The 12,191-nt window shown below is 63.7% G+C and carries 7 protein-coding genes, 1 pseudogene and 1 riboswitch; all 8 genes and pseudogenes read left to right on the plus strand.

What is annotated here, in order from left to right:
* Positions 1 to 131: 131 nt before the first annotated feature.
* The 8 genes and pseudogenes from VITFI_RS06650 to ahcY all read left to right on the plus strand — a co-directional run bounded on the left by VITFI_RS06650 (position 132) and on the right by ahcY (position 10,720).
* A complete protein-coding gene (locus VITFI_RS06650) occupies positions 132 to 623 on the plus strand; it encodes a CZB domain-containing protein (RefSeq protein WP_157725585.1) in 492 nt (163 codons plus the stop codon).
* Positions 624 to 1,077: 454 nt separating this feature from the next.
* A pseudogene (locus VITFI_RS06655) lies at positions 1,078 to 1,981 on the plus strand (polyphosphate kinase 2 family protein).
* An 85-nt stretch (positions 1,982 to 2,066) separates the two neighbouring features.
* Positions 2,067 to 3,131 (plus strand): choice-of-anchor A family protein, encoded by a 1,065-nt coding sequence (locus tag VITFI_RS06660; protein WP_198301652.1) that lies wholly within the window; start codon positions 2,067 to 2,069, stop codon positions 3,129 to 3,131.
* A gap of 157 nt (positions 3,132 to 3,288) precedes the next feature.
* Positions 3,289 to 6,285 (plus strand): chemotaxis protein CheB, encoded by a 2,997-nt coding sequence (locus VITFI_RS06665; protein WP_089416314.1) that lies wholly within the window; start codon positions 3,289 to 3,291, stop codon positions 6,283 to 6,285.
* Entirely contained in the window at positions 6,260 to 8,194 is a 1,935-nt protein-coding gene (locus tag VITFI_RS06670; RefSeq protein WP_089416315.1) for a PAS domain S-box protein, read from the plus strand. Before VITFI_RS06665 ends, VITFI_RS06670 begins: the two co-directional genes overlap by 26 nt.
* The gene (locus VITFI_RS06675) at positions 8,145 to 8,783 is read left to right on the plus strand and encodes a response regulator transcription factor (RefSeq protein WP_089418002.1); all 639 of its coding nucleotides are present in this window, start codon (positions 8,145 to 8,147) and stop codon (positions 8,781 to 8,783) included. Before VITFI_RS06670 ends, VITFI_RS06675 begins: the two co-directional genes overlap by 50 nt.
* 104 nt (positions 8,784 to 8,887) lie before the next feature.
* Positions 8,888 to 9,049 carry a hypothetical protein gene (locus tag VITFI_RS17865; protein ID WP_157725586.1) on the plus strand — a complete coding sequence of 54 codons (162 nt, stop codon included), beginning with the start codon at positions 8,888 to 8,890 and terminating at the stop codon, positions 9,047 to 9,049.
* Between the two features lie 22 nt (positions 9,050 to 9,071).
* Positions 9,072 to 9,160, plus strand: a riboswitch (S-adenosyl-L-homocysteine riboswitch).
* Positions 9,161 to 9,283: 123 nt separating this feature from the next.
* Positions 9,284 to 10,720 (plus strand): adenosylhomocysteinase, encoded by a 1,437-nt coding sequence (ahcY, locus tag VITFI_RS06680; protein WP_089416316.1) that lies wholly within the window; start codon positions 9,284 to 9,286, stop codon positions 10,718 to 10,720.
* Positions 10,721 to 12,191: the final 1,471 nt, after the last annotated feature.

Raw genomic sequence — 12,191 nt, forward strand, 5'->3', positions numbered from 1 at the left:
GGGGTTTGTGTGTCAAACCGATGTCAGGATCTGCGCGGGGACTGGACAAGCCTTGAGGCACATCAAGGATGGCCTTGCAAGGCGTTTTGATGATGATCGCACTCGTTTTCCCGGATTGCAGGAAGCTGTTTATGTTCCAGTTGCTCAAGATTTTTTTCGGTGTTGATGAAGCCACCGATACCCGCCCGCCGTCAGATGTGGACATGCGCGAGGCCATGCTGGGCTTGGACATCGACATGGCAAAGTCTGCCCACGAGAACTGGAAGCTGCGGCTGGAGGCGTATTTGGCCGGACGCTCGCAGGAAGCGTTCTCCCCAGAAACGATTTGTTTTGACGATCGGTGCGACTTGGGCCGCTGGATCCACGGCCCCGGCAAAACCAAGCTGGGGCGCTTCCCCGGTTTCACCGCCTTGACCAGCCACCACAAGATGTTCCACTACGCCGCCTCCAACGTGGTGGCGTTGTACCAAGCGGGGCGGATGGAAGAAGCCCAGCGCATGCTGGAGCACCAGTTGGCCGAGTTCTCCAAAAACGTCACCCAGGATTTGGACAGTCTCCAACAGGTGGCGTCGTACGCCATCCAGCGGCGGCAGGCGCAGGCCCAGCAAGCGCACTATTTCTGAGCCAGCCCTCGCTGCCTTGATACGGCTCAAGACTGGTGGGCGGCGGTGGATCATCATGAGACCATGTCCATTGTGCTGATCCACTGTGCCCGCCATGTCGCAAGAATCTTCCCCTGAGCTGTCCTCCAAGTCCTCGTCCCGGGCGTCGTCGTCGCGCTCTTCCAGTCCTCGGGCCGATGCGCCCGTGCGCAAGAAGGCCCGCAGCAAAGCGCCGCCAGCACCGCCGGTCGCCGCCAGTGTGACCCCCGAAGAAAGCAGCGTGACCGCCGCCATCGAAGGTGCGCGTGCGGTGCAAGTCGAAGTGGCCCGCGAGCTGCTGGCCAGCCAGCAGCCCGACCGGCTGACCCAGTTCAAAACGCTGCTGGCGGGCGCCTCGCCCGACGATGTGCGTGCGCTGCGCCGGGCGTTGCAACAAGTGGAACCCTCGCGCCCCGTGGGGACGGTGGATCCAGACATGGAGCTGTCCAGCCGCTGGCGTGATGGGGCGTACCCCTACAAGAACCGCCTGTCGCGCAAGAACTACGAGCAGCAGAAGTACCGCCTGCAAGTTGAGCTGCTCAAGCTGCAAGCGTGGGTGAAAGAGACCGGAGCGCGTGTCGTGATCCTGTTTGAAGGCCGGGACGCGGCTGGCAAGGGCGGCACGATCAAGCGTTTCATGGAACACATGAACCCACGCGGCGCACGGGTGGTGGCCTTGGAAAAGCCCAGCGAAGTCGAACGCGGCCAGTGGTATTTCCAGCGCTACATCTCGCATCTGCCGACGCGTGGGGAGATCGTGCTGTTCGACCGCAGTTGGTACAACCGTTCGGGCGTCGAGCGCGTCATGGGCTTTTGCTCGCAGACCGAGTACGACGAGTTTTTGCGCCACGCGCCTGAGTTTGAGCGCCAATTGGTGCGCTCGGGCATCCACCTGTTCAAATTTTGGTTCTCGGTCAGCCGGGACGAGCAGCGCCGGCGCTTCAAAGAGCGCCAACTGCACCCGCTCAAACAGTGGAAACTCAGCTGGAGAGAGGGCATCGCCGCAGTCGGGGCATCCGGGGCGCCAACTGCACCCGCTCAAACAGTGGAAACTCAGCCCCATCGACATGGCCAGCCTCGACAAGTGGGATGACTACACCCGCGCCAAAGAAGCCATGTTCCTCCATACCGACACGTCCGATGCGCCCTGGACGATCATCAAGTCGGACTGTAAGAAGCGTGCGCGCCTCAATGCCATGCGCTACGTGCTGCACCGCATGCCTTATGCCAAGAAGGGGCAGTCCACCATTGGGCCGGTGGATCCGCTGATCGTGGGGCGGCCATCGTTGGTGTCGAGCATGGTGGACGACCCCTTGGTGTCGGTGTCAGATGCGGGATAACCCTGACGCATTTCTTGTCTTGTAACAAAGACTTTCAATTTGGGCGGACAATCGGACGCGTTGAGTCCAACCCTGAAAGACGGCCATGTCAACGAACGTCCGCCTGATTGCCACCGCACTGACCAGCTTGGCCATGGCCACGGCCAGTGCTGGAACGTCCCTCACCGCTGCTGAGGTGATCAACCAGTTCAACTTGGTGACGCTGGGTGACGCCACGATCGATTCGCATGTGGACGGGCGCAGTTACATCGGGGGCAACCTCACGGGCAACGGCGCCGTGTTCGCCATGCACCCGAACGACATGCCCAGCTCCAGCTTCGCCGGCCTGACGGTGGACGGCTCAGCCAGCGGCCTGAGTGTGACAGCGGGCGGTGCCACCATCCTGGGCAACCTCAGCAACAGCAACATCAACAGCGGCGCCAGTGTGATCACGGGCAACGCCAGCAACACCAACTTCAATGGGTCGGGTGGCTCGTATGTGTATGGCACCAAGTCGGGGGTCAACACCAACAGCGGCACGATGAACGCCACGGCGGCGGCGACCCAAGTCAGCACCGCCCAATCGACCGACTTTGCCAGCGTGCTGGAAAGCACCAGCGATGGGCTGCAAGCGCTGTCCTCCACCGGCAGTTACTGGACGGTGTCGGGCAACCGCGTCACCTTCACCGCCGTGGCCAACGCCAACGGCCTGGCCGTGTTCGACCTCACCGCCGTGGACGACACGCTGCTGCGCTACGGTGAATTCCAATTCAACCTCGGCAACGCCAGTACCGTGGTGTTCAACTCCGACGTGACCTCGGCCACGATCAACGCCAACTTCCTCAACGGCAGTGCAGCGGCGATCGGCTCCAAGACGATCTGGAACTTCTACAACGCCAGCAACCTGACGTTCAACACCCAGTTCGGCGGTTCGGTGCTGGCCACCGATGCCACCATGACGAACTACAACAACATCGAGGGCGGGGTGTTCGTCGATCGCATCACCCAGCGCGGTGAGATCCACTTGCAGCCGTTCAAGGGGGATCTGAACATGGCGCTGGCATCGGCGTCGGTGTCCTCGGTGCCGGAACCCAGCGCTTGGGCGTTGATGGCCGCCGGCGTGTTGGTGCTGATCAACGTGGGGATGCGTCGCGGCAGCCGCCGGGACTGACATCTTTCCAGTCTAGGGTTTTCCCTGAACCCCACCCCCGGGGCGGGCATGCGGCGGCAGCCTGCGGCCCAGGGGGGGTCTCCTAAAATTAAGCGGTATGTGCCAAGCCCCCCCATGTCTGGGGTGAGGAGAGCGCAGCGCTTCAGGAGACCCAGCCATGCCGGACATCATCGAGCCCGTCCCGGGCCATTCGCCCGATGCCCCCGTTTGCGGCACCTCCTCAGACGCCGCATCCGAGGCAGCGTCTGAGGCGGCGCTGTCCATGCCGGGCGCGTTGCTGAGGCGCCAGTTCATGGTGGCCATCGGTGCTTCGGCGGGCGGCTTGGAGGCGCTGTCGGTGCTGATTTCGCACCTGCCTGCCGATTTGGGCGTGCCGTACGTCATCCTTCAGCACCTGTCTCCCACCTACCGCAGCATGCTGGCCCAGTTGCTGGGGCGCGAGACCACGATGCAGGTGCAGGAGATCGAAGATGGCATGGTGCCCGAGCCGAATTGCATCTACACCACGCCGCCCAATCGCAACCTTGATTTTCGCGACGATCGTTTCCACTTGGTGGAACCGGCGTTAGAAGTGTTGCCCAAACCGTCGGTGAACGCCTTCCTCTACGCGGTGGCCGAGGCGCGTGGGGAGGATGTGATTGGCGTGATCCTTTCCGGCACCGGGTCGGACGGGGCTTCGGGCCTGCGGGCCGTCAAAGCCAGTGGCGGGCTGACGTTTGCGCAAGAGCCCAGCACCGCCAAATACACCGGCATGCCCCAGGCCGCCATCGACACCGAGTGCGTCGATTGGGTGCTGCCGCCCGCAGAGATTGCCCGGGAAATTGCCCGGCTGGTGCGCACGCACGGCCAAATCCAGCCGCCCAATTCTGCTGAAACCAGCCCGGCCACGCTCAAAACGCTGCTGGCCAAGGTGCAGCGTTATACCAAGGTCGATTTTTCGGGTTACAAAGAATCGACCGTTTGGCGCCGCATCCTGCGGCGCATGGCCGCCAACCGCGTGGCCAATTTAGACGACTACATCGCACTCACCCGCAAGAATCCCGACGAGCTGGGGCAGTTGTGCAAAGACATCCTGATTTCCGTGACTTCCTTCTTCCGCGACACCGAATCCTTCGTTGCGCTCAAGCAGGCGCTTGCCGATCGCCTGTCAGCCAAACAACCGGGTGATGAAATCCGCATTTGGGTGCCCGGCTGCGCCACGGGTGAAGAGGTGTACTCCATCGCCATCTTGCTGTTTGAATTACTGGGCGCTGCGCGACACGATTACAAAATCCAGATTTTCGCCACCGACATCGACATGGCCGCGATGGGTTTGGCACGGCGTGGGCATTACTCGGAGGCCAGCCTGTCCGGGGTGGAACCGGCGCTGGTGGCGCGCTATTTCAAACCCAACGGCGATACCTACGAAATCAGCAAAGAGCTGCGCGAAACCGTGGTGTTTGCGCGGCAGAACGTGGTGCAGGATCCGCCCTTTTTGCGGCTCGATTTGGTCTCCTGCCGCAACCTGCTGATTTACTTCCAAAACTCGCTGCAAGAACGGGTGTTGGATATTTTCCATTACGCGCTCGCCCCAGCGGGGTTGCTGTTTCTGGGCAAATCCGAAACCGTTTACCAGCGCGAAAACCTGTTTGACACGGTGCAGCGCGATCAGCGCATCTTCCGTCGGCGGGACACACCGGTGGCCAAATCCACCGTGGTGTCGCTGATGATGGACGCCGTGCCGGTTCACCGCAGTGGCGCGCTGGCACCCCGACCGCGCACGCTGGAGGAGCGTTTCTTCGCCGCAGCGGCGGGGGTGTACGTGCCGCCCAGTGTCATGGTCAATGCGCAGATGGAGCTGCGCCATGTGTTTGGGGATGTGGGGGAATTTTTGCGCTTGGCACCGGGGCGGGTGGATTTCAACCTGCTGTCGCTCATCCGCAAAGAATGGCGCACCGAGTTGCAGACCCTGATTCACCAGGCGCAGCACAAACGGGCATCGGTGATGGGGCGCACCCACGTCACCGAAAGCGATGGCGCCCCTTTTCGCATGGCGGTTCACCCGATCCCCGGCAGTGAAGCCGAACCGATGCTGCTGATCGGCTTCGAACCCGTGGCGCCCGGCGAGCCCACCCGCGCCAGCAGCTCGGACGATCTGCATCCCGGGCTGGTGACCAAGGACTTGGAAGACGAGCTGATCGCCACACGCGAACACTTGCAAACGGTGATCGAGGAACTGGAGACCTCCAACGAAGAGACCCAAGCGCTCAACGAAGAAATGCAAGCTTCTAACGAAGAATTGCAGGCGGCTAATGAGGAGCTTCAAGCGGCCAACGAGGAGCTGCAATCGACCAACGAGGAGCTGACCACGGTCAACGAGGAGTTGCAGATCAAGAGCGCCGAATTGGCGGAAGCCAACGCCGACCTGGAGAGCATTCAAAGCAGTGTGGATTACGCCATCGTGGTGGTGGGCGAACAGCAGCGCCTCCTGCGCTACAACGACACGGCCACGCGGTTGTTCAACCTCTCGCCCTCGCGGGTCGGGGACAGCTTGCGCGATGTGCTGGCCGGGCATCGCCTGAACGCGGTGCTGGAGGCGGTGGATGAGGTGATCGCCAGCCGCCGGGCGGTCGAGCGCGAGCTGACCGAGGGCCAGCGCCACTACCTGCTGCACGCCTCGCCCCGCTTGACGAACCAAGGTGAAATGCGCGGCTGCGTGCTGAGTCTGCTGGACGAAACGCCCCTGTTCGAGATTCAGCGTGAGCTGCGCGACAAGGAAAAGCGCCTCATGGCGATCATGACCTTCTCGACCACCTTGATTTCGGTGAAAGATGCCTCCGGGCGCTACGAGATGCTCAATCCGCGCTTTGCGGCCTTTTTGCACCAGCTCACCGGCCTGAGCGCAGCCGACGCGCTCGGGAAGACGGATCAGCAGATCTTTCCAGCCGAAATTGCCCGCATCTTCCGTGAGCGGGATTTGGAGGTGCTGCGCACCAGCGCGGCCACCGAGCTGCACGAGGCGCTACCGCTGCCGGATGGTCGCGCCACACAGTTCATCGCGCTGCGCTTCCCCATGCTGTCCGACGACGGGGTGGTGGTGGCGGTGTGTACCAAATGGGTCGATGTGAGCAGCCTGCAAAGGGAGCACCGTGACGGCGAGCACCTGCCCGGCTGAACCGGCTGAAGCGAACGCCGCTGCTGGCCCCCGTCATCCGTGGGTGAGGGCGCTGTTGGCGGTGTCGTTTGATGCTTTGTTGATCGTGCGCCGGGGGGATCGGCGCATCTTGGGGGCGAGCCCGTCGGCGCAGCGGCTTTACGGGCGCACCGAACCTGTGCTGTGCGAGTTGCGCTACGACGATCTCGTCACCGACCGCACGGCGGTGGATGAGATTTTCGAGCGCCACCGCGAGCATGTGCCCCTGCGGTTTCACCGGCGTGCCGATGGCAGCCGCTTCCCCGTGGCGTTGGCGATTCATTGGCTGCCCGATCCAGGCGGTGAATTGGCCTGCATGTGCGTGCGTGACCTCACCCAGTCCGAGGCCGAGGAGCGTCGGCTGCGGGCAGCGGAGGCGAGTTACCAAGCGGTGTTCCAGGGCGCACCGTTTCCGATTTTGTTGCTGGATCGGCACGGGGCTGTCAATGCCGCCAACGATGCCGCTTTGGCGCTGTACCGCCACACCAGCGCCACCTTGTTGGGCCAGCCCGTGGCCCGACTGCTGCAAGACGGTCGCCAAGCGCGGCACTATTTCCGCCAAGCGCACTGGCAGGCCAGTGGCGAACGCCACGTTCGGGCCGATGGCGTGGCTTTTTTGGCGGAGGTGTTCGTGTCGGTGGTGCGGCTGTCCGACCAGGTTCACGCGGTGGTGGTGGTGCATGACGTGACCGAGCAGCACGCGCTGTTGGCCCAGCTCCAGGCCAGCGAAGCGCGCTGGCGCTTTGCACTCGAAGGCCATGGCGACGCGCTGTGGGAGTGGGATTTGGCCGCCAACCGGTTCCACATTTCGAGCGAACTCAGCGAGCAACTCGGGCGCACGCCCCGACCGCAGGAGCAAGCCCCCAGTTATTGGAACGAGCTGGTCAATCCGGCGGATCGGGCGTTGCTGGATCGGGCCATCGTGACGCACATCAAGGGGCAGTCGGAGCGCATCGACGTGGAGGTGCGCATCCAGACCCGCGAGCGTGGGGAGCGTTGGGTGTGGCTGCGTGGTCGGGTCATGGAGCGCGGCCCGACGGGGCGGGCCCTGCGTCTGCTGGGCAGTTTGCGGGATGTCCACGATCCGAAAGCCCAAGCGCAAGAGCTGGCGCACTGGCGCGAGCAGATGCAACACAGTGCGCGTGTGGCCAGCATGGGTGAGATGGCTGCTGCGCTGGCGCATGAGCTGAACCAGCCCCTGGCGGCGATTCGCACGTTCAGCGCCACGGCACTGCACCGGCTGGACAAACCGCGTCTGCGCGACCCGCAAGCGCTGCGGGAAACCGTTCAGCTCATCGCCGACGAATCGCTGCGGGCGGGGCGCATCATCCAGCACATCCGCGAGTTTTTGCGCAAGGCGCCGGCGCACGCGGAGGCGGTGTGCCTCAACACCGTGGTGGCCAGCGTGCAGCGGTTGGCCGAGTGGCAGGCCCAGCGTTTGGGCGCGCAGATTCGCTTGACGCTGACGCCAGGGCTGCCCGCAGTGCTGGCCAACCGGGTGCAAATGGAGCAATTGCTGCTGAACTTGGTGAGCAACGGGCTGGAAGCCATGCGCGAAACCCCGGGCGAGCGCTGGCTGGACATCGACAGCACCCAGGGTAAGCCCGGATACGTGGCCCTGTCGGTGCGTGACCATGGGCAAGGTTTACCGTCAGGCGATGCCGGGAAAATCTTCACGCCCTTCTTCACCACCAAGGTCGATGGCCTGGGGATGGGATTGGCCATCTGCCACTCCATCGTCGAGGCGCACCGAGGCCAGATTTGGGCCAACGCGGCCCCGGGTGGTGGGACGGTGTTTCATGTGACCTTGCCTTGCCTGCTGGAACCCGCCGATGCCGCCGATGCCCCCCACGACCCGCCTGCGCCCGCCCTTCATCTGCGTGGTGGATGACGACGCGATGGTGCGCACCTCGCTGCGCATGCTGCTGGAGGTGTTGGACATGCGCGTGAGCACCTACGCCGATGCCGCGAGTTTCCTGGCCGACCCGATGGCACTCCACTGCGATGTGCTGTTACTCGACGTGCGCATGCCCGGCATGAGCGGCCTGCAATTGCAAGATGTGCTGAACGAGCGCCATGAGGAGGTGCCCATCCTGTTCCTCTCGGGCCATGGGGACATTCCGATGGCGGTGCGGGCCATGCGCTCTGGGGCGCTGGACTTCCTGCAAAAACCGTTCGATGAACAACGGCTCATCGATTGGATCGTGGCGGCGGTGGCGCGTCGCCGGGCGAATCGGGCGCAGGCGCAGGAACACGCCGACGTGCGTCGGCGCCTCGGCAGCCTTACGCCACGTGAGCGCGATGTGCTGGATGCTGTGATGCTGGGCAAGGCCAACAAAGTGATCGCTTTCGATTTGGGCATCAGCCTCAAGACGGTCGAGCAGCACCGGGGCCGGATGATGTCCAAGATGCAGGCCCGCCGCGTCGCTGATTTGTTCCGTTTTTTGCAGCACCAAGAAGGCGTGTCGGTGCTGGCTTGAGCGGCGTGGGGCAGGGCGTTGCCTCGGTAACCTCGGATGGCGTTGGGGGCGGGCTCTGTTCAGAATCCGCGCCAGCCACTGCTCCGCTGCGACGCGCCCACGCCATGAATGCCTTCGACATCTTCACCCTGCCCCTGCCCCATTGGGCTCGACTCTCCCCCATCGCCCAGCGCCTGCTGCACACCACGGCCCAGGCGTGGGGGCACGCGGGTGCCCGTGGCTTGGCCACGCCGGCTGAGGGGCTGCCGCCATCGACGCCCAGGTGACGCTTTCCTATAATCGCGCCCTCTTTCCGAGGAGCGCTGCGAGAGGACACGGTGGCCGGGCCGCCACCTCCCAGGCTCGGAGAGCCTTGTATCCAACCGCGCTCACCCTGCCTCTCTCCCAGCGGCACGGTACGTCCCAGGCGCGGCGCGGCAACCTTCTGGGGTTCTGCGTGACGCCCTGTCACGGGTGCCGAGGGGGTGGCGGCGGGTTCTCTGGCCGAAGCGGAGCAACGAATGAACGCCATCACCGACACCCTGGTCGCGCAGGACTGCGCGATTGCCGACCTGAGCCTGGCGGCTTGGGGCCGCAAAGAAATCAAGATCGCCCAAACCGAGATGCCTGGCCTGATGGCCATCCGCGAAGAGTACGCGGCGCAGCAGCCCTTGAAGGGCGCACGCATCACCGGCAGCCTGCACATGACGATCCAGACGGCGGTGCTGATCGAAACCCTGCAAGCCCTGGGCGCCCAAGTGCGTTGGGCCTCGTGCAACATTTTTTCGACGCAAGACCACGCTGCGGCGGCCATCGCCGCTTCGGGCACGCCGGTGTTTGCCGTCAAGGGTGAAAGCCTCACCGATTACTGGGATTACACCCACCGCATTTTCGACTTCGGCCCCGCAGGCAGCGAAGGCGAAGGCCCGAACATGATCCTGGATGACGGCGGCGATGCCACGCTGCTGATGCACTTGGGCAAGCGTGCCGAGAAGGATGCGTCCGTGCTGGCGAATCCGGGCAGCGAAGAAGAGCGCATCTTGTTTGCCGCCATCCAAGCCAAGCTGGCGCAAGACCCGAGCTGGTACAGCCGCAAGAGCGCCGACATCATCGGTGTGACCGAGGAAACCACCACGGGCGTGCATCGCCTGAAGGAAATGTCGGCCAAGGGCACGCTGATGTTCCGTGCCATCAACGTCAACGACAGCGTCACCAAGAGCAAGTTCGACAACCTTTACGGCTGCCGCGAATCCCTGGTGGACGGCATCAAGCGTGCCACCGACGTGATGATCGCCGGCAAGGTCGCCGTGGTGTGCGGTTACGGTGACGTGGGCAAGGGCTCGGCCCAAGCGCTGCGCGCCCTGTCCGCCCAAGTGTGGGTGACGGAAATTGACCCGATCAACGCCCTGCAAGCCGCGATGGAAGGCTACAAGGTCGTGACGATGGAATGGGCGGCGGACAAGGCCGACATTTTCGTCACCACCACCGGCAACCGCGACGTGATCACCTTCGAGCACATGGCGGCGATGAAGGATCAGGCCATCGTCTGCAACATCGGCCACTTCGACAACGAAATCCAAGTCGCCAAGCTGGAAGAGCGTTGCCAGTGGGAGGAGATCAAGCCGCAGGTCGATCACGTCATTTTCCCGGATGGCAAGCGCATCATCCTGTTGGCCAAGGGTCGTTTGGTGAACCTGGGTTGCGCCACGGGGCACCCGAGTTTTGTGATGTCGTCGAGTTTTGCCAACCAGACGATTGCCCAGATCGAGCTGTTCTGCCACCGCGACGGTTACGACGTGGGCAAGGTCTACGTGCTGCCCAAGCACTTGGATGAGAAGGTGGCGCGTTTGCACCTGAAGAAGGTCGGCGCCATGCTCACCGAGCTGACCGACGAGCAAGCCGCCTACATTGGCGTGCCCAAGCAAGGCCCTTACAAGCCCGATACCTATCGCTATTGATCCCTGAGGTGCCCGACGGGCGCCTTTGTGTGGGCCGACCCGCTGCCGCTGGTGGTGAGTCGGCCATTGTTGTTTGCACGGTTGTCGTTCGTTTTAGAAAGCGTCTTTGCCAATTCGCCTTTTCGAGGGCGTAGATTGAGAAACAAACCAACAAAAATATGTCCGCTGACGATTCTTCCCTCATCGACGATCCGAGCCTGGCCACGCTGGGCCAGTTGTTCAACCCCAACACCTGGGAAAACGGTGAGGATTACGCCGACAGAAACCGAGTCACCTCGCTGACGCTCAAGCCCGATCCAAACGCTCAATCCGGGTGGGTGATGGATGCCGTGGTGCGCGGGCGGGTGGCGTACAACGTCTGGCTCGATCTGGGGTGCGATGAGTCGGGTCAGTGGTACTTCAGCGGGGGTTGCAACTGTCCTGTGGGCCAGCGCGACGAGCGTTGCAAGCACCTGGCCGCCGTGCTGAACGTCTTGGCGGAAAAGCACCCCGAAGTGGTGCCGTTCTTCCCCCCGAAAAAACACAGCAAACCGTTGGTGCCAGCTTGGGCCGCCATTCTTCAACCGACGGCTGAGCCACCGCCGCCGCCTCCGCCGCCACCTCCCCCGATGCCCGTGCGAGCGCCCGTGCGGGCACCCGTGGCACCGCCACCGCCACCGCCTGCACCGTCGCCGCTGGATTTGCGGGCGCTGCAATGGCTGGGGGAGCTGGCGCGCAGCATCGAGTCGCGCAGCCAGCAGCGCGGCGCCAGCGGGATGGCCGACGACGAGGTGATCCTGTTCGAGCTGGGCGAACAGCCGCCCCAAAAAGATCAGGGCTTGCGACTGACGCTGATGCCCGTCAAAGCCAAGCGGCTCAAGTCCGGAGAATTGGGTAAGTTGCAGAGCAACCCGCACAGTTTGCGCCGCAGCTTGGGGGCGGTCGAAGATGCCGAGCTGCATCTGCTGCTCGACAGCCTCGAAGGCATGATCCACTGCACCGACACCCCCTGGAACCAGCCGCCCTGGGGCACACTCACCAGCCACCTGGCGCTGCCGACCCTGCAACGCGCCCTCGCCAGTGGCCGGGTGGTGAGTCGCTTGCCGGATGGTCAGGCCAGCGAACCGTGGCAATGGGGCGAAGCGCGCCTGTTGAGCTGGCGCTGGGACGCGCAAGAACTGCCCGCCCGCGAAATGACCCGCGAAATGGGGCTAGATGAACCGGGTTGGCGCATCGTGCCCGTCGTGCTCGGGCCGGATGGGCAAGCGGATGCGGACAGCCGGGCGTTCATCGCCAGCGTGAGTTTTTACCGCGATGAGGCACGACGCTGCGTCGGCCCGCTGTTGCTGGACGGGCGCGATTGGCAACAAGCCTGGCAGTGGTGCCGGGCGCCGTTGTTGCGCGAAGGGTGGCTGCGTCAACGCCGCGATGATTTGCGCGAGTGCCTGCCCAGCTTGCCCGCCACCGTGGCCGAACCCGTGGTGCGGCGCAT

The sequence above is a fragment of the Vitreoscilla filiformis genome, from assembly GCF_002222655.1.
Taxonomy (GTDB): Bacteria; Pseudomonadota; Gammaproteobacteria; order Burkholderiales; family Burkholderiaceae_C; genus Ideonella; species Ideonella filiformis.